The following is a 24,631-nucleotide window of genomic DNA, read 5'->3' on the forward strand; positions in this document are numbered from 1 at the left end:
AATAATTTAGAGGTTGTCAATGGCTAAAAAAACAAAAAAATCTGAGGAATCTAAACAGCTTTCATTATTTGAAAGTGGATTAGATTTAAACTCAGAAATTACAGATGAAGCAGATGATAACTGGTTAGAGGGTGATTTTGGATTTGATGGTGATTCTGACAGAACTATAGAAACCAAAAGTGAATTACTAACTCTTAAGTTATTACGGGAAGCGATTAAAGCACAAAACCCTGATGACCAAGTAATGGCAGATTTTGGCGAATATGTATTACCTAATTTGCTGAGTATTGCTATTGGAGTTACAGCTAAAGGTGGTAAATTCTTTGATGAAATCGACGAAAAACGAGAAGCAGAAGGTAAAGCTAAAGTTAGACGGGATAATGCTGCTGATCAATCTTTAAATACTCATTTACTTAATGGATTATTTCCTGCAAATTTAATTGAGAGACGTTTGCATAAACTCGATACTACTGTACAAAGAGTTGTTAGGGAACGGGAAAGGAGATTGGTAATTGCTGGATTTATTCTCCATGATTTTGAAAAATTTCCTGATGTTCCTAATGATTGTCGCAAATTACCACTCGAAGAACATCGGCAAATTATTGATGAAAAGGTAAGACAATTAGGACTAGATAAATTTATCGATTCCGAAAATACCGAAGCTTATAAAGAGTATATTGATGATTTGTTGTGTATGGCTTATAATGCACAACGACGCTGGGATACTAACTGGAACTTTTCGGAATTTGGCTTAAATCCCCTTCTTAAAGATAGAACACTTCGCAGTTTATCAGATTTAACTTGTCTTGCAGATTCTCTTGCTTCCATTATTAAACATCCTCAAGATGCGGAAAATCCTAGACTGAATGAGATTATTCACAGTTTGAGTGATGGGAAATTAAAATTTACCTATCACCGCATTTCAGAAAACCGAGGTGTGTTAACAAATGTGGTAAATAATGCGTTAATTCAGGTACATACTAAACTCAATACAGATGAAAATATCTATTATGAACCTCTATTATATCTACCAACAGGAGTGATTTACCTTGCCAGAAGAGATGCTCCAGAAATTTCATTAGATGATGTACCTAATCAAGTTATTGAAAATATCAAATCACTTTGTTCTGGGCAATTAAAACTTAGACAAACAGGATTTGGACGTGATGGGAAAGGGATGAAATATGCCGAGTATTATAATTTATTTTTCGATGAAATTGGCTTGATGAAAGTAGCTTTAGATGCTACATTAAGGATATTAAATCCTAACAAAGATTCGGTTGCTAAAAGTCGTAGCGATAATCTAGTTAAGTTTCAGCAACAAAAAGTATTATCTGTAGATTACGACTTCAAATTTACTGATGACATTCGTATCGACCAAATAGCAGAATTCGGAGATTTAATCTGTCGAAAAATTTGGGATGAGAGTGCAAATAGGATTGAAGTAGCTTGTAAAAAAGATAAAAATCTACCCAAATTAACACAGTTAGATTTAACTTACAAAGTGGCAGAATTTTGGGAATTAGCAGAATATTTACCTCAAATCCGAGAGATTCAACGCATTAATGAAAGTCTCAAGGAAAATAAATTAAAGGGTAATACTGGGGGAGTTCCCTACGAATGGTATTATCTTGCAGCTAAATTTCTGGAAAAACATCCCGGTATTGAGAATGTGAGAGAAAGCTGTCAGCAAGTTATTGAGTATATTAATAACTTAATTTCCCCAATTATTTCTCAATACGAACTACCCGATGGTTGGAATGATTTACGACTCTGGGTAAAACAAGTTGTAATGTTACCAGGAAATCAGGAAACACAAACACCTGATAATTTCTTGAACGAACTTGCTAATTACAATGCTGCCAAAAAATCGGGACGGGGAAGACAGTTAATTTGTTCCATTTCCCATTCTGCTTATACTGTCACAGAACAAATGGAATCTGCTGTTTTGTTTACTCCCCAGGTGTATACAAATAAACAGATGTTGAATGGTTCTAATGCCAAACGTAATATTTCTAGTATTGCGGGATTAGAAATGATGCTACGGCAAATATTGATGAATCAAACTCAAGCTGTTGGTAAACGATTTGAAGATGGTAAATACCGCTATCTCTATTTTTACCCTACTTATTACTTCACCCCGGAAACTAATAAATTTTTGCAAAAAGCTTACACTGGAATTTCTCAAACTCGATTCGATACCAGGATTCGTAATCACTTTATTAGTAAAGATTTACAAGCTAATTTTGATAAAGATACATATCAAAATGTTGATGCTTTCCTAATTGATGAAAACTTAGATTCAGACAAAGATAGAACCTTTAAACTTTCCTATCCAGATGACCAACCTTTGACATTTTACTTTATGGCAATGCCACCAGGAAGGGATAGCAGCGACACCGAATCTTGGGTAATGCCAACTTGGTTAGCATTTGCTTTTCCGATGATTTTAGACGTGAAAACAGTGGTTTCAGAATCACCAATTCCCCCATTTAATGACGGTGCAGAATTTGAAGAAAGCGTATTTCTGGATAGCGCACCTCATGCTTTCCGAACTTTGGTAGGAAGGGATAGATTTCGACTTGATTATATCCTCGAAGGATGGACAGAAAATAATAAATCTTATCCTGCACCACTCAACGTACTTACCGCAGCTTACGCAATTCATATAGATGTTAATGCTAAAAGTGGAAAGTCTGGTTATGATGCGAACTGGGGTAGATTTACAGAACTGGCAAAGGATTTTGAAACGACTCCACTTTATGTATTTGCTTATCTCAATCGTTGGGTAAGAAGTCAAGGAGTGGAAACAGCACGCATTGAAAAAATTAGGCTTTATGCCCATAAATTTTATCCTTGTTTTGACCCCTATGCACAATATGATTTTGAATCAAAGGAATGGAAATTAATGCCAGAATCACAATTAAATCATCCGAAAAAATTAACTGATTTATATCGTAAATTTTACCGTGCAAACAAACGCTATAATCCCAAATCAAACGCGGTATTAAAACCAATTGATATTGCCGCAGAAACAATTCTCAAAGCTGAAGTTAGCGTTTTTTCTGGAGAAACATTAGTCGCAGCAGTTGCAGCAGAAGTATTTAAATTAATGGATAGAGTTCATGCAAATACTGCGGATGGACGCTGGGTAATGAGCAAACGGGAAGAAGAAAGACAGGCAGTTTTGGACTTTGCGAGGTATTTTGTGATGGATGTTTTTGAAAACTCATTTTCAAGCGATCGCGCTCGTTTAGCTGGTAGGCAATTGAACTTAATTAAAGATACTTGTGAGTTTTTATATCGCTTAGAAGATGATAAAGAAAATGCGAATAAAGATGTTAAAGAGGAGGAAAATGATAAAAATGAAGATTGAAATTAGAGTTAGCTTGTATTCTCTAATTAGCACCTAAAAAATGTTGGGTTCCGCTTCGCTACAAGCAACCTACGCTGAATAAGTTTTTTATCAATTATCTCAGGAGATAAATCATGTCATTTTTGAAAACTGTCGATGCGAAATTTTTTCATTCCGAAATTCCCTACAAACCAATGGGTAAATACGTACATTTTTTAACAGTTAGGGTTACTGAATCCTATCCATTATTTCAAACAGATAGCGAACTAAATAAAGCAAGAGTAAGAGCGGGAATCGTAGATAAAACTACCATTAGTAGACTTTCTATGTTCAAACGTAAGCAATCTACACCAGAACGTTTAGTGGGGAGGGAATTATTACGTAATTATGGCTTAATGACTGCTGAGGAATGTGAATATAATGTCAAATTTGCGATGAATAACCCCGATTGCATTATTTACGGATTTGCAATCGGTGATTCTGGTTCTGAAAAATCAAAAGTTGTTGTTGATACGGCATTTTCGATTAAATCCTTTGATGAATCCCACGAAACATTTACTTTAAATGCACCTTTTGAAAATGGCACGATGGCATCTAAGGGTGAAAATGGTTCTAAAGTGGGTGAAGTAACTAGTAGAATTAATCAACAAGACCATATTAAACCCCAAGTATTTTTCCCCAGTATTGTCACATTAAAAGACCCAACAGAAGCAAGTTTCTTGTATGTGTTTAATAACATCCTCAGAACTCGTCATTATGGAGCGCAAACTACCCGCACGGGAAGGGTAAGAAATGAATTAATTGGGGTAATATTTGCCGATGGTGAAATAGTTAGCAATTTACGTTGGACTCAAGCAATTTATGACCAGATGAAAAGTAATAATACCCTAAATTCTCCCGATCCATTAAATGAAGATGAGGTGTTTGTATCTGCGAAAGTTTCAATATCAACATTAATGGAGGATGAGTTTATCGTGCATGAAGATTTTCTCGGTGATAAATTTGCAGCATTGTTGAAAGAAGTAAAAGCAATTACTGCAAACGAGGAAGAACTGAAAAAAATGCTGAAAAAAGCTGATGATGAAGCGAAAGCTTATGCAAAAGTTCACATTAAAGGCAAAGACAAAGAAAAGGATAAAGATAAAGCAGCAGCTAAGTAATAGCCATGACGATAATTTACCGTTGTCAAATTGAATTACACGATAGTGTTTATTACGCAACCCGCGAAATTGGTAGACTCTACGAAACTGAGCCAATCATTCATAATTACGCGCTCTGTTATGCACTCGGATTAGTAGATAGCGAAAAATATGCAACCACTGTCTCTGAAGAACATTCCTATCGCTATTTTTGTCCTGAACAAGTACCAAAATATGAGGAACATTTAACCCCGTTAAATAAACAGGGTATTTATGTAACTCCAGCTTGTTCTATTAGCCATACATCCATACTCAACACATGGAAATATGCGAATAATAACTACCATGTGGAGATGGAAAAAACCCAAAAGAATATTCCCAGCTTTGGTAGAGCAAAGGAAATTGCACCGGAAAGTGTATTTGAGTTTTTGATAATTTCTCAAAATGAATTAAAGCTACCAAAATGGATTCGCTTGGGTAAATGGATGAGTAAAGCTGAGGTTACTGTGGAAAAATTACCAGAACCAAAAACTAAAACTGATTTATTTATCTGTACTCACCCATTAAACCCGCTGGATGTGATGTTTACTAATCAAGTAATTAGTTATGATGTGATAAATATGCCACCAGTTAGTTTAATTCAAAATGTGCAAATGCGTGGACAATATTACTATTTTGAAAATGTCAAAGATGTGAGATTACCCGTGAATATTTCGTACCGTTTTCGGAATTAAGTTTCTCAATTAAATTGAGGACGCAATAAGTTGCGTCCCTATTTTACAAAACTAGAACTACGCTTCTTCGATTTTACAGATTGAATTGCTAGAAATTCGTTTGCAAAACTACCTTTTCTCTTGTAAAAATAACTTGCGAGTACACTGACGTTGATATTCTTTTAATTCGGGTGCATCCCAGTTTTTATTCCTCGATGACATAATAAATTTAACCTGTGATTGCGTAGTACTTTCATTGGTAAGGAACGGGAATTTAATAACATGCAATTTTGCTAGACAATGAAATGGTGCGTTACGCTCCGCTTACACACCCTACTTTTGTACTTTATTTAATCCACGCTCCTAAGCTGGCTTTTAATTTCTCAGTTAGTGCGATCGCATGATTACGATCATCAATTTTCAGAAGTTTTTTCCTAATTTTTAGCTTTTTCCAGGTTTTTACCTAATTTGTTAAAGTCTATGCCCTACAGTTTAATTCTAAATATCCTCCCACAGTCAACTATCTACCCCAATTACCTGACGGGGAGACATTACCATGCTTTATTCCTCAGTCTTATTAGTTCGGTTGATCGCAGTTTAGGGGACAAGCTACATGATTCTACCGCAGATAAGGCTTTTACCCTTTCTCCATTGCAAGTAAGCGATCGCATTCATCATAACTATCCAAAAAAAACACCGCGCAGTAATTTATTACAAGTAAACCAAAACGAACCGATTCCTCCGGGTACTCCCTGTTGGTGGAGAATTTCGCTTCTAGATGATACTTTATTCAGTAAACTAACACCCTTGTGGTTGGATATAAATCCCAAACAACCCTGGCTCTTAGGAAGTGCAGATTTATTTATTACCAGTATTTTAGCCACACTTAGACAAACTCAACCTTGGGCAAATGCTTGCAGTTATCATCAACTTTATGAACAAGCAAGCGAGAGCGATCGCATTTTAAACTTTCTATTTTCAACACCAGTTTGTTTCCGTCAGGGTAGTTATGATTCCTGTTTACCAACTCGTGAAAGTGTCTTTAATAGTTTACTTCGGAGTTGGAATAAATATGCTGGATTAGAATTTTTAGAATCTAAACTGGATACAATTTTCCCAAACTTTTTTAATATTAAAACCGATATTGTCAGTGATTCTCGCAGCAAGTTTATCGGGTGTATTGGTGAAATTTCCTACCGGATTATGGGAGATATAGAACCAATTGAAATTAAACAATTAAATACATTAGCTGACTTTGCTATATATGCAGGGATTGGACGTAAAACGACAATGGGTATGGGGATGGTGAGGAGAATCTAGAAACGCCATACATCACGTATTTTATAAAAAATAGTTCAAAAAATGAAAAATGAAGAATATATCCCGATTGCGGCATTGAATCAATATACCTATTGTCCGCATCGTTGTTGGCGAATACATTGTGCTGGGGAATTTACAGATAATCAATACACAATTGAAGGAACGAGTTTGCACGATCGCGTTCATACTGTTGGTGAAGGAAATCGGGACGAAATTTGGCAAGTTCGGGCGATTTGGTTGAAATCAGAGCAATATAAACTTATAGGAAAATCGGATTTAATTGAATTGGAGAATAGTGGATGGTTGCCAGTGGAATATAAACGAGGAAAAAAGGGTGAATGGGACAATGATGAGTTACAGGTTTGCGCTCAGGCTTTATGTTTGGAAGAAATGACAGGTAAACATATCCAAACTGGATATGTTTATTATGCTCAAACTCATCAACGTCAATTAATCGAAATTAACCCAGAATTGCGTCGTCAAACTATTAATACAATTACTGATGTTACTAGGCTATTAGTAACTGGGGCAATGCCACAAGCCATATACAGCAATAGGTGTAAGGGTTGTAGCTTATATGAACAATGTTTACCAAAAGCCACAGAAAAAGTTGGTAAATATTGTGAAGACTAGTGCGGGTATTTTGTACCCTAGAAACAGCAAGGAGTAAGTTGCTCTCCTAACTCTAAAAGTACAGTTTGTCAGATAAATAATATAGTTTTTCTAGCACAAAGTAAAATAAGATGGGTACTGTTTACGTTACACAGGATGATGCTTTTATCGGTAAAGTTGATGAGAGATTGCATGTAAGAATTGAGAAAAAGACAATTTTAGATGTACCTTTGATTAAAATTGATGGTTTAGTTGTTATGGGAAGAGCGAGTATTTCTCCAATGGCAATCATGGAATTAATTCAAAATAAAATCCCTCTAACTTTTCTGACTATTAATGGTAAATATATTGCCCGTTTGGAGCCAGAAATGAGTAAGAATATATTTTTGCGAAATGCTCAGTGGAAAGCGGCAGGAGATTCATCCCAAGCGATTCATGTTACTAAGGCATTTGTCAGGGGAAAATTAAAAAACTATCGCTATGCGTTGTTAAGATTACAACGTAGTTATCTTGAACATGACTTGAGTCAAAGTTTAATTCAATTAAAGCAATCGATTGAATCTTTGGAAAAAGTTAATAATATTGATTCGATTCGAGGTTACGAAGGTGCTGGTAGTGCGGTTTATTTTGGTTGCTTTGATAAATTCATTCGAGTCGATAATTTCAGCTTTAAAAATCGCAATCGCCGTCCACCAGTAGACCCTGTAAATTCACTTTTAAGCTTAGGATATTCCCTATTACGTCATGATATTCAAAGTGCATTAAATATTGTTGGTTTTGACCCATATCTAGGATATTTACATGTCGAACGATACGGAAGACCTTCTTTGGCTTTAGATTTGATGGAAGAGTTTCGTCCTTTAATTGTTGATGCGGTAGTTATCAATTCGATTAACAAGAAAATATTAAAGCCATCTGATTTTATTACCGAACCTGTTAGCAATGCAGTTTCACTTACGAAGGAAGGTTTACATACTTTTTTGAAGTTATACCAGGAGAAAAAACAGGCAAAGTTCAAACATCCTGTTTTAGGAATTCAAAAAACATATCAAGAAAGTTTTGAAGTTCAAGCACGTTTATTGGGTAAATATTTGATGGGAGAAATAGATAAATATCCCCCATTAATCATGAAGTAATTTAATTATCAGTTTTTAACTATGTTTGTTGTTGTTTCTTACGACATTCCCGAAGATAAGCGTCGTACCAAAATTCACAATACTCTCAAATCCTACGGACAGTGGATGCAATATTCTCTCTTTGAGTGCGATTTGACTGATACCCAGTATGCTAAATTGCGATCGCGTCTCTCCAAGCTCATCAAGCCTCAAGAAGATAGCGTGCGGTTTTATTTCCTTTGTGCTTGCTGTAAAGGTAAGGTGGAGCGTATTGGTGGTGAAATGCCCAGGAATGATACAATGTTTTTTATTTGATTCTAGTTTGTTGTGCGAACCTGGGGGTGTAGAAAAATGGTGAGCCTTTTTTCGCCTTGTATTACTTGCGCTATATGCGTTTGAGGGTTTTCTATTTCTTAATCGGTTCGCACGGTTGCTGAAAGTATTGCTCTGTAGGCTTTTTGCAGTTTTATGTGCTGCGATAGTTGACAGGTTAGTGGCTGAAACGTTATTTTAAATGAGGTTCTCACTTTTGTACCTTGAAAACTAAATACAGTAAGGGTTGTATCTCAAAGCGGTTCCTATAAACTAAAATCCCTATCAGGGATTGAAACAGATATACGCTCAATCATCATCATAATTTCCTTTTGTTCCTATAAACTAAAATCCCTATCAGGGATTGAAACATTTTAAAGCAGGCGCTAGAATTAGCAGAAGCAAAATCACGTTCCTATAAACTAAAATCCCTATCAGGGATTGAAACTCAAACCTTAAATCGGTTGCTATCAGCATATATTGTTCCTATAAACTAAAATCCCTATCAGGGATTGAAACCTAGTAGGAACTACCAACGAGTCGGAAATTTTAAAGTTCCTATAAACTAAAATCCCTATCAGGGATTGAAACTTAGCGAATGTGACCGAAGAATTGAGCGACGAACTGTTCCTATAAACTAAAATCCCTATCAGGGATTGAAACCAACTAAATCCCCAATCATCCTGTTTTGTTGTTGGGTGTTCCTATAAACTAAAATCCCTATCAGGGATTGAAACGCGTCCTCAATAACTTTTGTAAATGCGGCTTTTTGTTCCTATAAACTAAAATCCCTATCAGGGATTGAAACCTCTGGTCGCTACCTGGCGCTGCGCGCCAGGTCAGTTCCTATAAACTAAAATCCCTATCAGGGATTGAAACCTAAAACCTTTTTAGGTCAAGCCGTTACAGGACTTAGTTCCTATAAACTAAAATCCCTATCAGGGATTGAAACATATGCGATCGCGCCAAATCTCAAAGTAGGATCTTCACGTTCCTATAAACTAAAATCCCTATCAGGGATTGAAACCAAGCTTTGTACAACTTCAAGAAAAATCAAATAGTTGTTCCTATAAACTAAAATCCCTATCAGGGATTGAAACGGACGAAGGCAGCTTCGACGGATTACTAAGTGCATTGTTCCTATAAACTAAAATCCCTATCAGGGATTGAAACCGCAGTTACTGTTCCCCTGCGAAAAGTCAACGTGGAGTTCCTATAAACTAAAATCCCTATCAGGGATTGAAACCTAATATCTTGATCACATCCTCCACCAATAGCAGGTTCCTATAAACTAAAATCCCTATCAGGGATTGAAACCGAGGTATGCAGCTATAGACCCGCTGCGTCCTCTGTTCCGTTCCTATAAACTAAAATCCCTATCAGGGATTGAAACCTTTATTCGATGAAATTTTCTGGGCTGAAGGTACTGTTCCTATAAACTAAAATCCCTATCAGGGATTGAAACGACGAGTAAAGCGATCGCATGGTAAAACTAGCTTAAGGCTTACCTGATGCCACACCCAAAACTACACCAACTTTCTCCCGATTAAATTCATTATTTTGTCCGTAACCTGCATCTTCCATTGCTTCTTTAGCAACTACCAAACTCAGAAGTTGGGAGACATCTGTAACTTCTAAAATATTTGGTGGTAGTCCAAATTCCATCGGATTAAAATCAACGTAGGGAATAAAACCACCCCGTTTACAGTAGGTTTTATCTTCGGGTGTTCTGGGATTAGGATCGTAATATTCATCAACATTCCAATGAGAATCGGGGATGTCAGTAATACAGTCAATCTTTTTAATAATATTTTCCCAATATTCCCGCATATTCCGAGATTGGGGTAACAAACTAGCCATCCCTACTATGGCAATGGGATTGTGTTGTAATTTCGTATTCATGGGATTGACTGGTACCGATTTATCTGACATCCGTTTTTTCTCCTCAATATGTTTAATTACTGCCTGTTCACAATTGTTGATATGTTCTTCTAACTGCGCTAAGGCATTATTCAACCAAGAAGCAGACATAGGCAATTTTCTAGGGTTTTATTTGGCGGTTTAATTTGTAGATAGGTGATAACTACTTACTGCAAATTGATTTTTGGTAGCAGTAATCCTAGAGACTTGTACCTACTGAAAATATAGTGATTCAATATAGATTTGGGATTTACCTAAATCTACAGAGATCCCCCAAAGTGAAGATTTTTAAATCTGAATTACAGAAGTTGGAAGAGAAAGTAGCTTGGGTGTGTTGTAGCTTACAAACCGAGGGTAAAGCAACCCAACATTAACCAACATTAATGGGATGAGAATGTTGGGCACTTCAAAATGAAGTAGCAAGCTAATGTAAAGCTTTAACTTAACCTACAGGATATCTCTTCTTGTGATTCTATACGCAAAGATAATCAAGAATATTAGTAGAGGATTTAACTGATTCTTGATTGGGCAACTAACTTAAATAACTTTGGTGAGGATTCGGAAAGTTAAATAGTAGTTGATTGTTGATGTGCTGGTAACAAGTCAATCACATTGTTGAAGCTAGTAAAGTAGTTTTCTAACGCTTGTGCTGCTTGTCCGGTAAATTCAACCCATTCCTGATGATAAAGGTTTTGGGAAGTTGATTCTAGCTGAAATAGAGGAAACCTTGGGGTAGCTATTAAAACAGAAACACTATTTTCTCCAGAACTGGTTATATTGTCTAGTTTAATTGCCGCAATATAACTGGTGTTAATGATAATGTTCTGTATCTTGATAAATGACATAGCTATTTGTAGGGTTCAAGATGGTAAGAATATGCTGGAAAATTGCGACGAGAATACTCCTCTTGTATTCCCTTTCAAGGAAAAACTGAAAAATCACCTATTTTTCAGCTTTAGGATTTACGCGAAATTGTTTTAGAAGTTTTTATATTTCGCGTTATTTGTAAGATTAATTATGTATAGGGCAAAAGTCAAAATTCAGGATTAGCAATTATAGTTAGTTTGCATAACATCAGCGTAGGATAGCTAAGTTTTATGTCCTGAATTATTTCAATTTCATCGCTATTAAATTATTGTTAACTGATAACTGTTAACTATTTGGTGTTGATGAGAGTTAAACAAAGTGTTTGTGAATTTTCTAAGAAGTGAGTATTACTAATGTAAATGTTAGTGCGAATAAAAAAGTATAGCTAACTACTTTTAGTGGCTATTATTGAAATATCTTACAGCTATTATAATGATTTGGTGAATTTTACTAGCGAGATGTACTCACTAAACTTTTATTTGGTTATGAGTGCAACAAATCTAAATTATGGTTGTTATATAAGCGAATTTATTATCTCTAATAGAACTATTTGGGAGTTTTTAAAATATTTGATTGGGGAAAATTACAGATAATTGTAGTTAGCTAATCACAAATTATTAATTCCCCAAAATTAAGATTTATTCCCTTTTATTCCCGAACTTTTGGTATCTTTCAATTCCCCCCTTAACTAATTGGGGATTCTTGTCACCAGTAAAGCAAATTCTGGACATGCGATCGCATCCTAGCAGAACTTCGCCATTTCCCATAAATGGAGCAATCACATAGTTGTTAGGCTGAGTATAAGTACCTAACAAATAACTAATTATTCCTTCCACCCCCCCAATATTGATTTTCCCCTGGGGTTTAGGAATCGATTGCTGGGAAAATATACCCACATAGACATCATCAATTATAAATTCATATTGAAATGGCATTTTTTGACAATTAAAAAATTCGTAAATGTTCCCTGCACTACGCAACACTGCAACTATTCGTGCTTCCTTCACCAAATAATCGTGTCTCCATGGGGATTGTGTCAAAGTAGCGATCGCTAACGCGGCATGACCGGGCAATTTCTTGATAAAATCCCCACTGGCAGTATCCCCGCAATACACCAAATGTCTCCCCAAAACCCATTCTTCCCCTTCCCCCTCTTCCTCCCCTCCCCCCCTCTTCCCCTCTCCCCTTCTTCCCTTCCGGGAAATAGCACCTTGCAAAGTCTCTATTTGTATCTGTTTTTGCCTTTCCCTAGCTTGGGTTGCTAACTGTGCTTGTTCTTCTGCTTCCTGGTGATTTTCTGCCTGTATTGCCAGTTCCAGGGCTTTTTCGGCAATTTCCGCCGCCATCCGTTCTGCTGCGGCTGCCCTGGCAATTTGGAGTTGAATGGTGCGACTTTTAGCCAGGGATGAACCCACTATTTCCCGCTTCACCTCTGGGTGAATATCTTTAGCGATTTGCTTCCCCTGCTGAAAACTGCGTTCACTGTAACCCAATGACTGGGCTAACTCCAAAGTTGTTTTGGGAGGTGGTGAAATAAATTCACCACCACTGCGACTATATTGGTTGTCTCCCGGTTTCGCTCGTAACCCCATCCGTTCTAAAATGCGATCGCGTTCTAACCACAACTCATAACGTTCAAGGGGTTCTAGTTCACTCCGCACAAAATTCTCATCAATTTCGGCAAGTCTTGCCCCATCGGCATCGCTACAATTAATTACATTGCATTCAATTTCTTTAGAACCCAACAGTTTACAAGCTGTCAAACGGTGTAATCCAGCAACTAAATTAAATTTTTGATCTACAGTTATTGGATTTAATAAACCGTTTGCCTGAATTGATTGGATTAATTCTGCGACTTTTGCATCTTTGATGGGACGACGATTTTCACCGATGCGGATTTGTTCAATATCTAATGCAACTACTTTAGACATAGGTTATGAAGTTGAGTTTCAATTAGTCCACTGATAACTTTTGATAACTTTTAACTAGTACAATTCGTCAGAAGTAAGTAGGCAGAGAGCAACGCGTTGCGGGGGTACCCCCCGTTGTAGGGACTGCGGAGAGGAACCTAAGGAATAAAGCCCATAAATAAGCTTTTTGTCTGGTTGCGATGGTAGGTTTATTTCCGCCGTCCTGTACTAGTTTTGATATTGATTTTTGTCTTACTTATTTTCAGAATAATCAACGTGAATACGAAAAATATTCAAAAAGTACATAGTTAACTTTAAAGACTTTATTGATATCTATTTGTTCCTGCCAAATATTGAACATAATGTTAGTGAAATTAGATTTTGTATCAAACATTTCAAAATAGCTATCTCTACATATTTGATTACACACTGATTCCTCAAAAAACACTTAATATCTCAAAACTATGTTGACAGAATGATCTTTATTTGCCATATTTGAAAGACAAGTTTATCAAAACTTCATCTGCAATCCCCTCATCATTCACATTTTAGCTTTGTATAAGTTTCTGACTATAGGAAATAGTATTCCTATATATAGGATTACTATTTGATTTTTGAAGAGATCTGTAGGGTGTGTTAGCGACAGCGTAACGCACCATTTATAAGGATTTGGTGCGTTACGAACTCCGTTCTAACGAACCCTACAATACCTAATTTTGTAAGTGGAAAGCACAGGCTACGCCAACAAAATTCAAACCGGATTCCTATATTGTTGTCAGACAACTTGAAGAAAAATCAACATACAGCAAAATAATTATCAGAATCAACATTAATCAGTGAATAGTAATCAGTGAACAGGAAAAAGTTACTGATAACTGTTAACTTATTACTGATAACTGATTGCTGCTGGTGGTAAATCTGGATTTTTGGGAATCTCAAGCAGCATCATTAGGATGACAGTATGACATTGGACAGTGACAGACCATTCTTTAAACATAAACCTCTATTTCCTTGGCACTTATTAATTGCAATTCCCATTGTTCTGGGTGGCATAGTTTCATCTTCATATGGAATTTATAAGTATCAATTCTATATTCAAAAACAAAGCACTGAACCCATCAAAATTACACCTACAAAAATTGCAGTCATCGCATTAGGAAAAATCGTACCCCAAGGAGAGGTGACAAGGTTATCTCCCCCTAGTTCTTTGAGTGGTGTGCGTGCAGAAAAAATCTTAGTTAAGGAAGGACAAATAGTTAAAGCGGGACAAGTTCTTGCTTGGTTAGAAGGTTATAAAAAAACCGCAGCAGCAGTTCAGCAATCTGTAGAAAATGTTAAAGTTGCTCGTGCTAAACTTGCACAAATCCAAGCAGGTGCAAAAATTGGAGATATCAACGCTCAAAAAGCTGTCATTAGTAGTTTACAAGCACAGTTGGAGGGGGAAATTAGTACCCAAAGTGCCACAATTACTAGACTAGCTGCTCAAGTTGAAAATGCCGATGCTGAAAACCAGCGTTACCAAATGTTACTTCAACAAGGGGCAGTTTCGGTTTCTGTTGCTGATAGTAAACGGTTACAGATGCAAACTGTTGAGCAAGAACTGGTAGAAGGTAGAGCTAGGTTGAATCGTAGCACTAATATCCTCCAAGATCAACTCCGGGAAGCTAGGGCAAAATTAGCAAGTTTGAGCGAAGTGCGCCCAGTTGATGTACAGTTAGCAGAGGCTGAAGTTAAAAGTGCGATCGCATCATTGCAACAATCCCAAGCTGAACATGAGCTAACCTATGTTACAACACCAATTGCGGGAAAACTTCTCAAGGTGCATAGTAAAACTGGGGAGGTAATTGGTAGTGAGGGTGTTGCACAAATTGGCAAAACATCTCAAATGTATGTAGTTGCAGAGGTGTACCAAACTGATTTAGAAAAGGTTCATATTGCTCAAAAAGCTATCATTACTAGTACTGCTTTTAAAGGCAAAATTATTGGAACCGTTAGTGATATTGGTTTACAAGTAGAACGTCAAAGTATCGTCAGTATTAATCCTAGTCCTGATAGCGATCGTCGTGTCGTGAAAGTTAAAATTCGTATCGATAACCCTCAAGATAGTCAACGGGTTTCAGGTTTAACTAATCTACAGGTTGATGTGGCAATTCAAATCAGTAATCAGTGAACAGTTAATAGTGAACAGTGAACAGTGAACAGTGAACAGTTAACAGTGAACAGTTAACAGTAATCAGTTAAGACTTACCCATCATTAAAAGTAGAGTTTTGTGATTGCGACACAAGGTAGACGTTTTAGGCTTCCTCAGGATTATATCTACTAAAACTACAGTTCTCAAAATAGACAAGTTTATCAACCATTATTATCCCTTCATTACCCCTCAAAATAATTACCATGACCACAATTCTTATCACCGAAATTGACGGATGTATTGGTTTGCGTGCAGCAGAAATTGCTGTGGCAAAAGGAATGAAAGTTAAAGGAATTCTAAGTAATTCTGACAAAGTAAAAGACTTTGACAAATCCAAAATAGACATCATTGTTGGTAACATTACCAAACCAGATATTGCTAAACAAGCATGTCAGGGAGTCGATATAGTTTTGCATACAGCAGAAATGGCAAAAGAAGGAGGTGCAATTAAAGCTTTCCGCGAAATTAACGTCGAAGGAACCAAGAATATCGCTAATGCTGCAAAGCAAGCTGGAGTCAAGACATTCGTCCACTTGTCCACGGTATTAGTATACGGCTTTGAGTATAGCGATCGCATAACTGAAGCAGCACCACTAAACACTCAAAAAAATCCCTATTGTCAAAGTAAAATCGAAGCCGAAAAAGCCATCATTGAATATAATCATCCACCAGAATTTGGTGTAATTGTTATTCGTGCAGGTGATGTATATGGACCCGAAAGTATTCCTTGGATTGTACGTCCTGTAACTTTGATGCGTCAGAATACTTTTGCCTATGCAAATGAAGGTAAAGGGGTGATGAATCACCTCTATGTCGATAACCTCATTGATGCAATTTTTCTTGCCATCGAAAAACAAGCATATGGAGAAACATTTAATATTACCGATGGGCAGGAAACATCCTGGAAAGAATACTTTACCAAACTTGCCGAAATAGCCGAATTAACAGCACCTTTTTCTCTCCCTAAAGATGAAATGAAACTGTTTTTACAAATACGTCATCAAGGACAAAAACTATTTCGTAAAGAAGCAGATATTCTGCCTGAATCAGTTGATTTTATGACACGTCCCCACGCATATTCTATCATCAAAGCTAAAGACCTATTAGATTACAAACCTAAAGTTAGCCTCGAAGAAGGTTTGCAACTCACAAAAAAATGGTTACAAGCAAATGTTTTAAATAACTAATTTTATTTAGATCTCCGACATCTTTAAAAGATCGGAGATCTGAATCCCCCGAATCTAGATATTTCTTATTCTCTGCAATTCTCATCTCTGCGTATCCTGACTATGAAAAATAAACCTAGACTCAGTATCGGACTTCCCGTATACAATGGTGAGAAATTTCTCCGCCCTGCATTAGATTCACTCCTAAATCAAACATTTCAAGATTTTGAATTAATCATTTCTGATAACGCTTCTACAGATGCTACTGAAGCAATTTGTCAAGAATATGCAGATAAAGATAGTCGAATTCGTTACTACCGAAATCCGGATAATGTTGGTTGTGCTCGCAACTTCAATTATGTTTTAGAATTAGCTTCCTGTGAATACTTTAAATGGGTAGCATATGATGATTTACATGATTCAACTTTCATTGAAAAATGCATCAATATCCTCGATCAAGATCCAAATTTAATATTATGTCATTCTCAAGTCCAATTCATTGATGAAACTGGCAGATATATCCAAGACTATAATATTCATATCAAAGCAAATTTACCAAAAGCACATCAAAGATTTAGTGAGTTAATTACTAAGCATTTATGCTATCAATGCTATGGTGTAATTCGGACTAAAATTCTCAAAAATGCCCCTAGAATGGGTAGTTATGGTGCAGCAGATGCAATTTTCTTGTTAAGACTTGCTTTATTTGGACGCTTCTATGAAATCCCCGAATACTTATTTTTTGCTCGGCATCATTCGCAGCAATCACTAAGTATGTTTTTTCCAGAATACATGTCATGCGTTGATAAAAAACCTCAAAAAATAGCCAATAAATTACCAGATTTTTATGCATATGCAGAGTGGTTTGACACTAATAATAAAGGTAAGCTCCTATTTCCGCATTGGAGAATTTTAGGAGAGTATTTACGCTCGGCATGGATGGGTAAAATGGAGTGGTACGAGCGTTTAATTTGTTACTTTAATATCATTAAAAAATTAAGTGGTACAGAGACTTTATTAATTAAAGATTTAATTGTTGCTATTGGGTTAATTTGGCAACATATTCCTAGAGTTTCTGTTTCCGTTAAAGTAGAAATTCGCAGACCATCTGTTTCCATCTAAAATTTCACATCAAAATTAACCATGTTTAGATGTTGACAACTCGTTTTGTGTCGGGGTCTGTCTTACAAACTTTAACGGAGGCACAGCCCCCGTTAAGTTTGCGCTAAATCCCCTTCGCAAAACAGACTTATTACTCATCACTAATTTTAGGAAATAACTAATGCAAACAACAAAGCCTTTAAAAATAGTCATTTGTACAGATTATTTAGGTTATGGTGCAGTTGAAGGAAGCTTTTCTGGTTTTCAAAAAGTTATCACCGATTGGATTAGTAAATCAACTTCAGACCCAAATATCCAGATTATCGTCTATTGCTTAGGTACAGAAGAAAAAGTATATCGTGCTTTTAATAGTGTGTTGTTTAAGCAATATAAGCCACATCTGAGCAATCGCACTATTTTACCATTGGTTTCTCCTCATATTTTTCCCTTTCTCTTAGATATTTTTCCTATCCATTCAAAGATAATTAAAGATATTATTCATGAAAAGCCAGATGTCATCCATACATTTCAAACATTTGGGGTTACTGAATTAGCGGGTTTTATTGCCGCTAAGATAATGAAAATGCGAAAGCAACAAGTCACACTAATTAACACTGTGATGTGTGAAATTGACACTTATGCAGCTAATTACATGCGACGTGTTGTGATATCTTTTTACAAAATTATCGACTCTTCCCCTTTCTTCAAAATTGTTGCCGATAGTGTGGATGGAGGTTCCTATTTAGTTAAAAGTACAAATCCATCTCGACAGGTAAGATCGGTACTTTATACTATTTCTGCTGCATCAGCTTATTATCTGTTTCTAAATTTATCTTTGCTGGGGCAAATTCAAGATTTTTTAGTAAAAGCAGTGAGATTCATATATAAGCTAATTTTGCAAAAAAAATATCCCAAATTTGAAAGTGAAGTCAAATTGGCAATGAATTCTATTCGAGAACCCTTTATTTTATCGCGCTATCGGGAGAAAAATTTTAGTTTATTTAAACTGATTGCAAAACCATTTCAACTAGTATTTGATTTTCTGCGTCGGGGTGATGAACTTGGAAAACAACCTGGATTAGCTGGAATCCTCGGTAATACCCTGGGTGTGGCATTAAAGCAGCAAATATCTCTGTTTGTGAATCAATGCGATCGCGTAACTATTTCCAGGCATGAAGACATTGGTAGATATAGCATAAAAAGTAACATTTGGGAAGTACCTTTAGGATATGATACGGCAAAATTCAAAGTCTATCAGCCAAATATTGATGAGTTAATTTTTAAAGTTGAAAAATCTGTAGCAATCGGTAATCTCTCAGCAGTTAATGCCAAAAAGCTAATTGATTTTATCTCTCACCCTATGAGAATTAATCAAAGATGTTTTATATATGTTGGTAGATTAAGTGATGAGAAAAATATTTCTCTTTTACTTAATGCTTGTGAACGTTTACTTCACCAAGATAATCTGCAAAATCAGGTACATTTTCTCTTTATCGGTACTGGTTTTGCCGCATCAGAAATTGCATCAACTTTAGGAAGCAGCGCGACAATTATAGATTTTGTTCCTAATTATCTTTTGCCAGATATCTACAACTTTCTTAGACAAAACTCTGGCTTTTTTATTAGTGCTTCAGATACAGAAACCTACGGAATTACTCATGGAGAAGCTGCTGCATGTGGTTTACCATTAATTGGCATGGAAAGGGGAAGTAGAGGACATTTTTTCTGTCCTGGTGACAAAGTAGGAAAATTAGTGATTGAAGACGAAGAAAAAATTGCTAAATCAATTACCGAAATTGTAATTGAATCTGGTAATAATAATTTGATGGTTGCTTTAAATGGTTTATATGTTTCTGATACTTCTTATGGTTTAGGGTTATCGAGATTACCAGTATTTGATCTCAGTAGAATACTTGCCCAGGAGTCATTATTTGTAGCGATGTACATGATGGCTTTGCTTCCTGATTCAATTTATCTATCAATGTCTGATTGTTCAGCAAATTTATCAATTCATAATCAATTTAGTTCTGATGAAAGTTGGGAACTGATGAAATATGTTTATGTCAATGATTGGATTTCATATAATTTTAAACTCCAGCAGAAAAAACACATTTTTTAATGCAAAAGTCGCACTACAAACTTTTGCCGCTAGAGTTGATTTTTGGCTTGATATCCAATTTAACTAGAATGGTGCAGAAGTCCTACATCTGGAGTTGCTTCTCTAAACGTAGTATGTAATAGAAAGTAAAATCCTCCAAAAATCTTTTCCTTTCTACCTTGTCATAACGGCAATTTTTAACACAGTTATTACCTAGTTTGTAAATTTATGCGCTTCAATTTGCTTCCTTTACTTTGCTTAACTTTTGCTACTACTAATGCATTTTATAATCCAGTTCTTGCTCAATCAACATCGAACATGACGGTTGTTGTTAATGGTATCAAATCCGAATCAGGAAGAGTTTGTTTTCGAGTTTACTCCAGTGATCAGGGGTTTCCATTTAGTAATAAAAGTGAGGTGCAAAGTGGTTGCGTCGAAAAAACTGGTAGCGTGGTTAAAAAACAATTTGTTGGATTAAAACCTGGAAATTATGCAGTTACAGTAATTGATGATAGTAACCGAGATGGAAAATTAAATACTGATTTTCTGGGTATTCCTCAAGAAGGTTTTGGTGTTTCTAATAATCCGACAGTTTCTATCACAACAGGTACACCAAAATTTAGTAAGGCAAGCTTTTCATTGAATAAAAATACTGTTATTAATATTCGGATGAAATATTCTCTTGATTAATTACTGATTTACAGAATAGAAAGAGAGACGCGATATGTCTCGTCTCTACATTAAATACCTTACCTACCTAAAATCAGCATCACCAATTTACACCAAGCTACTCACATTTATCTCCGTAAAACCAATTTATCACCATGCAAAAACAACCCCTCAGAATTGCTATCATAACTAGTTTATATGCTCCCTTTTTAACTGGTGTTTCAGTCGCAGTTCATCAACGGGTTAATTGGTTGTTAAAACAGGGACATGAAGTATTTTTGATTCATCCAGAAATTAACGATAAATTCCCTCAAAAAGTTAGCAATCGTCCCATGCCAAGTATAGAAGAAAATCAGGCTTTTCCCAACTTTTATTCATTTGCTTTTCCCACAGAACCATTGATTTTTTACAAGTCTTTACCACAACCTTTAAATCATCGTCATTGGAGCGATACAAAACTTTTAGAAAACTTCAAACCTGATATTATTATCGTTGAAGAAGCACCACAATTACGTGGCTTTTATTCACTTTTTCTACAGGGTTATGGTCGTCCTGTGGGAATTGATTATGCCAGAAAAACAGGTACACCAATAATTTCATTGTTCCACACAGATATTGTTGCTTATATCCGCTACTATTTGGGCAACCAAATATTTAATTTAATTAGCCTAATTTTACCTGGTATCATCAAAAAATTTAGTGAAGAATATGATGCCAATTTTTTCCCTTCACGGGAAGAATTAAAAAAATATCAAGATTTGAAATCACAACGTAGTGAATACCTACCATATCAAGGTGTAGACTGTCAAAAATTCCAGCCAAAAAATATCTGCTATAATCCAATTCCCGAAGATAAACGACCAACTTTACTATTTGTTGGTAGAATCACAGCAGAGAAAAATGTCACCCAATTAATTGATATTTATCCATTAGTTGCTGCCAAAATACCTGATGTGCATTTGGTAATTATTGGTAGTGGTCCTTTGGATGCAGAAATGAGAACGCGTGCAGAGAAATATGTACCAGGAATAACTATTTGGGGCGAATCTCATGGGAATGAATTATTGGGATGGTACACCCGTGCAGATTTATTTGTGAATCCATCCTTAACTGAGAATTTCTGTACTGCAAATAACGAAGCTTTAGCTTCAGGAACTCCAGTTGTTGCCGCGAAAGCACCTTCGACTGCCGAACAAGTAATTGTGGGTAAAAATGGCTTTTTGGCTGAAGCAAATGATATTGTAGATTTCGCCAATAAAATTGTAGAAATTTTGGGAAATCCCCAATTAAAAGCAGAAATGTCAAAACAAGCTAGATTATCTATTTTACCTTTTGATTGGGCAGCTTGTTCACAAAAGTTTGAAGATAAGCTTTATGAAGTTGTGGAAGCAAAGAAAGGAAGTGAGTAGGAGATGGAAGACAGGAAAATAGTGTCAGTCTTGGATACTTTTTCTAATTAAAAGTACATAAAGTCCCAATCGATATCCCCGGCTTTTTAAAAAAGCCGGGGATATAGTACATTTAGACTATTATTGCTTTCGACGCAAACTTTTATCAATTTGATAACTATCTATCGAAATAAAATGCAATTCAGATCATATGTAAAAATATCGATTTGATGCTGAATAATTTATATTCCTATTCCTATTGGAAGATGTGGAATATTTAACGTTTTTTTAAGATACTTGTGTAATTAAATTTCTAGAAAGCACATTTAATCCCCGTGGGTAGATGAAAAATGGCTAAATCAATCCTCGAACGAATAGATTCGTAAGGTGATTAATAATTTTAGTCGAAGCTAAAAATTCGTGGCAAATAGCAGATGTGACTTAAAAATCGCATCTATTTACTAATCTAGAAAACAAACTTAAAAGGTAGTAATTCGTGAATAAACGCAAAAACTACGCTGTTGTACAGGAAGCTACTACTACTATAAATTCGGCGACAGCACCAAAACAATCATTAGCTTTTTTGGATGCTGTTGCTTTAATCGTTGGCATTGTAATTGGTGCGGGAATTTTTCAAACTCCGGCATTTGTGGCAGCGAATGCAGGTAGTGGTATTAATTTATTAATCCTGTGGTTACTTGGTGGTGCAATCTCCTTAGTCGGGGCTTTATGCTACGCAGAATTAGCCACAACTTACCCTGATGTGGGAGGAACTTACTATTACTTGAAACTTGCTTTTGGGCGTTCAGTTGCGTTTCTATTTGCCTGGGCAAGAATGACGGTAATTCAAAGTGGTTCAATTGTTTTGTTAGCATTTGTTTTTGGTGATTATTTCTCTGCTTTATGGCAGTTAGGAACTTACTCACCTTCTATCTATGCTGCCATTGCAATTGTCCTGCTGACGGGTTTAAACATTCTCGGTTTGTACCCTGGTAAATGGACGCAAAACTGGCTCACAGTGGCTAAAATCGTGGGTTTACTCCTAGTTGTCGTGATTGGAGTTTGCTCTAATGCCCCCCTAAATCCTGCAACTCTTCCTACTCCCTCAACTTCAACAAACTGGGGATTGGCAATGGTATTTGTCTTACTCTCCTTTGGTGGGTGGAATGAAGCGGCTTATATCTCAGCAGATATAAAAGATGGGAAACGCAACATAGTGCGATCGCTTGTTTGGAGTATTGGTATTATTACCGTTATTTACCTACTAATTAACTTCGCCTATTTGCGAGGCTTGGGATTAACGACAATGGCAAAATCTGAAGCCGTTGCCGCTACTTTAATGGATCAAACTGTAGGTAAAACAGGCTCCTTATTCCTGAGTGTATTAGTAGCAATTTGTACCTTGGGAGCAATTAACGCCACAATTTTGACAGGCGCACGGAGTAATTACGCTCTGGGAAAAGACTTCTCACTATTTTCCTTTATGGGAGGCTGGCAACAACAAAAGGAAACCCCCACTCAAGCCTTATTAATTCAAGGTGTAATTGCCCTCTCATTGGTGTTTCTAGGAACAATTACCCGTAATGGGTTTGAAACAATGGTGGAATATACCGCACCTGTATTTTGGTTTTTCTTCCTACTTTCTGCTATTTCACTCTTTATTTTACGAAGACGAGATCCTCACATACCTCGACCTTTTAGAGTGCCACTTTACCCTTGGACTCCATTGCTATTTTGCATTATTTGTGGTTACTTGCTCTACTCCAGTTTGGCATATACAAGCATAGGAGCAATAGTAGGTATTTTAGTTGTGGGTGCAGGTATTCCTTTGTGGGTTTGGAATGGGTACCGAGGCAAAAAATATAATCTCAGAAGCTAATAGTTAAAGCAACCGTAAATAGCTGATCAACAAACTTAATTTTTCTATTTCTCATTTGCTTGGACTAAATTTCAAATCTGTTGTTTTGCTCAAATAACTAACAATTATTCCAGGAGAAAATCATGAAATCAAAACGAATTGCACTTTTACTAATTACAACTCTTAGTGCTGTTAGCTTAGGTGTTATTGGATGCACCACAACCACAGGGCGTGATTCGGAAGCAGATGCCCAAACCACTGCCCCTGCCATCCCCGTACAACAAGTTAAAACCGATGTACCTTATGTGCCAACTCCACAATCTGTAGTGGATGCCATGTTAAGACTGGCAAAAGTTAACAATAAGGATCTCATTTACGACTTAGGTAGTGGAGATGGCAGAATTCCCATTACGGCAGCGCAGAAATATGGGGCGCGTGGTGTTGGTATAGATATTGATCCGCAACGAGTCAAAGAGGCAAAACAGAATCTTCAAAGTGCTGGAGTGGGAAATCTTGTAGAGTTCCGCCAACAAGATTTATTTGAAACAGATTTCAGCCAAGCCTCAGTAGTGACGCTCTATTTACTACCAGAAATTAATTTAAAACTCCGCCCTAAGTTATTACAAGAACTTAAGCCAGGGACGCGCATTGTTTCCCATGCCTTTGATATGGGTGATTGGAAACCACAACAAGTACAGCAAGTAGATGGTAAAACTATTTACCTATGGGTTGTTCCCGAAAATGTCCCTACTAATTTGCGTTAAGTGGTCTGTCAAGATAAAAATGATGGTTGTAGAGACGCGTAGCTTGCTACTTGCAGAAGACACTCCGTGTCTACCCGCAGGGAAATTTCGCGTCTCTACAGGGTTGCCGATTTGTACACAACCGATGATTAG

The 24,631-nt window shown here is 36.4% G+C and carries 17 protein-coding genes, 1 pseudogene and 1 CRISPR repeat array; of the genes and pseudogenes, 15 read left to right on the top strand and 3 right to left on the bottom strand.

All coding sequences use genetic code 11. The features are described 5' to 3' along the window. The first annotated feature begins 19 nt into the window (after window positions 1–19). The 7 genes from cas10d (at window position 20) to cas2 (ending at window position 8,569) form a co-directional block, all read left to right on the top strand. Complete coding sequence (gene cas10d, locus CAL6303_RS08285) at window positions 20–3,376, top strand: type I-D CRISPR-associated protein Cas10d/Csc3 (protein ID WP_015197390.1); 3,357 nt, start codon at window positions 20–22, stop codon at window positions 3,374–3,376. Between the two features lie 113 nt (window positions 3,377–3,489). Next, on the top strand, window positions 3,490–4,515 hold the full coding sequence (gene cas7d, locus CAL6303_RS08290) for a type I-D CRISPR-associated protein Cas7/Csc2 (RefSeq protein ID WP_015197391.1): 1,026 nt from the start codon (window positions 3,490–3,492) through the stop codon (window positions 4,513–4,515). A gap of 5 nt (window positions 4,516–4,520) precedes the next feature. Beyond that, on the top strand, window positions 4,521–5,228 hold the full coding sequence (gene cas5d, locus CAL6303_RS08295) for a type I-D CRISPR-associated protein Cas5/Csc1 (RefSeq protein WP_015197392.1): 708 nt from the start codon (window positions 4,521–4,523) through the stop codon (window positions 5,226–5,228). A gap of 459 nt (window positions 5,229–5,687) precedes the next feature. Then, window positions 5,688–6,527: a CRISPR-associated endoribonuclease Cas6 gene (gene cas6, locus CAL6303_RS08300; RefSeq protein ID WP_015197393.1), complete on the top strand. Its 840-nt coding sequence runs from the start codon at window positions 5,688–5,690 to the stop codon at window positions 6,525–6,527. Window positions 6,528–6,569: 42 nt separating this feature from the next. Next, window positions 6,570–7,160 carry a CRISPR-associated protein Cas4 gene (gene cas4 / locus CAL6303_RS08305; protein WP_015197394.1) on the top strand — a complete coding sequence of 197 codons (591 nt, stop codon included), beginning with the start codon at window positions 6,570–6,572 and terminating at the stop codon, window positions 7,158–7,160. Window positions 7,161–7,270: 110 nt separating this feature from the next. Continuing rightward, window positions 7,271–8,275: a type I-D CRISPR-associated endonuclease Cas1d gene (gene cas1d / locus CAL6303_RS08310; RefSeq protein ID WP_015197395.1), complete on the top strand. Its 1,005-nt coding sequence runs from the start codon at window positions 7,271–7,273 to the stop codon at window positions 8,273–8,275. A gap of 21 nt (window positions 8,276–8,296) precedes the next feature. Then, window positions 8,297–8,569 (top strand): CRISPR-associated endonuclease Cas2, encoded by a 273-nt coding sequence (gene cas2 / locus CAL6303_RS08315; protein WP_015197396.1) that lies wholly within the window; start codon window positions 8,297–8,299, stop codon window positions 8,567–8,569. A gap of 259 nt (window positions 8,570–8,828) precedes the next feature. Then, window positions 8,829–10,031: direct repeats of the CRISPR family, unit length 37 nt; unit sequence GTTCCTATAAACTAAAATCCCTATCAGGGATTGAAAC. Window positions 10,032–10,069: 38 nt separating this feature from the next. On the opposite strand, the pseudogene CAL6303_RS08320 reads toward cas2, so the two are convergent. The 3 genes and pseudogenes from CAL6303_RS08320 to CAL6303_RS08330 all read right to left on the bottom strand — a co-directional run. Beyond that, window positions 10,070–10,597: pseudogene (locus CAL6303_RS08320) on the bottom strand (beta-ketoacyl synthase N-terminal-like domain-containing protein); the annotation flags it as partial. Window positions 10,598–11,052: 455 nt separating this feature from the next. Beyond that, on the bottom strand, window positions 11,053–11,331 hold the full coding sequence (locus CAL6303_RS08325; RefSeq protein WP_015197398.1) for a hypothetical protein: 279 nt from the start codon (window positions 11,329–11,331) through the stop codon (window positions 11,053–11,055). A gap of 660 nt (window positions 11,332–11,991) precedes the next feature. Continuing rightward, complete coding sequence (locus CAL6303_RS08330) at window positions 11,992–13,284, bottom strand: ParB/RepB/Spo0J family partition protein (RefSeq protein WP_015197399.1); 1,293 nt, start codon at window positions 13,282–13,284, stop codon at window positions 11,992–11,994. 940 nt (window positions 13,285–14,224) lie between these two features. Between CAL6303_RS08330 and CAL6303_RS08335 the strand changes: the two genes are divergently transcribed. The 8 genes from CAL6303_RS08335 (at window position 14,225) to CAL6303_RS08370 (ending at window position 24,499) form a co-directional block, all read left to right on the top strand. Beyond that, window positions 14,225–15,433 carry an ABC exporter membrane fusion protein gene (locus CAL6303_RS08335; RefSeq protein WP_015197400.1) on the top strand — a complete coding sequence of 403 codons (1,209 nt, stop codon included), beginning with the start codon at window positions 14,225–14,227 and terminating at the stop codon, window positions 15,431–15,433. Between the two features lie 225 nt (window positions 15,434–15,658). Further along, window positions 15,659–16,642: an NAD-dependent epimerase/dehydratase family protein gene (locus tag CAL6303_RS08340; protein WP_015197401.1), complete on the top strand. Its 984-nt coding sequence runs from the start codon at window positions 15,659–15,661 to the stop codon at window positions 16,640–16,642. Between the two features lie 102 nt (window positions 16,643–16,744). After that, window positions 16,745–17,743: a glycosyltransferase family 2 protein gene (locus CAL6303_RS08345; protein WP_015197403.1), complete on the top strand. Its 999-nt coding sequence runs from the start codon at window positions 16,745–16,747 to the stop codon at window positions 17,741–17,743. 160 nt (window positions 17,744–17,903) lie between these two features. Then, window positions 17,904–19,841: a glycosyltransferase gene (locus CAL6303_RS08350; RefSeq protein ID WP_015197404.1), complete on the top strand. Its 1,938-nt coding sequence runs from the start codon at window positions 17,904–17,906 to the stop codon at window positions 19,839–19,841. Between the two features lie 207 nt (window positions 19,842–20,048). Then, complete coding sequence (locus CAL6303_RS08355) at window positions 20,049–20,510, top strand: DUF2141 domain-containing protein (RefSeq protein ID WP_015197405.1); 462 nt, start codon at window positions 20,049–20,051, stop codon at window positions 20,508–20,510. Window positions 20,511–20,644: 134 nt separating this feature from the next. Continuing rightward, on the top strand, window positions 20,645–21,898 hold the full coding sequence (locus tag CAL6303_RS08360) for a glycosyltransferase (RefSeq protein WP_015197406.1): 1,254 nt from the start codon (window positions 20,645–20,647) through the stop codon (window positions 21,896–21,898). A 475-nt stretch (window positions 21,899–22,373) separates the two neighbouring features. Next, complete coding sequence (locus CAL6303_RS08365; RefSeq protein WP_015197407.1) at window positions 22,374–23,756, top strand: APC family permease; 1,383 nt, start codon at window positions 22,374–22,376, stop codon at window positions 23,754–23,756. Between the two features lie 122 nt (window positions 23,757–23,878). Then, window positions 23,879–24,499, top strand: a complete 621-nt coding sequence (locus tag CAL6303_RS08370; protein ID WP_015197408.1) for a class I SAM-dependent methyltransferase — start codon at window positions 23,879–23,881, stop codon at window positions 24,497–24,499. Window positions 24,500–24,631 lie beyond the last annotated feature (132 nt).

Origin of the sequence: Calothrix sp. PCC 6303, assembly GCF_000317435.1 — a bacterium.
Taxonomy (GTDB): Bacteria; Cyanobacteriota; Cyanobacteriia; order Cyanobacteriales; family Nostocaceae; genus PCC-6303.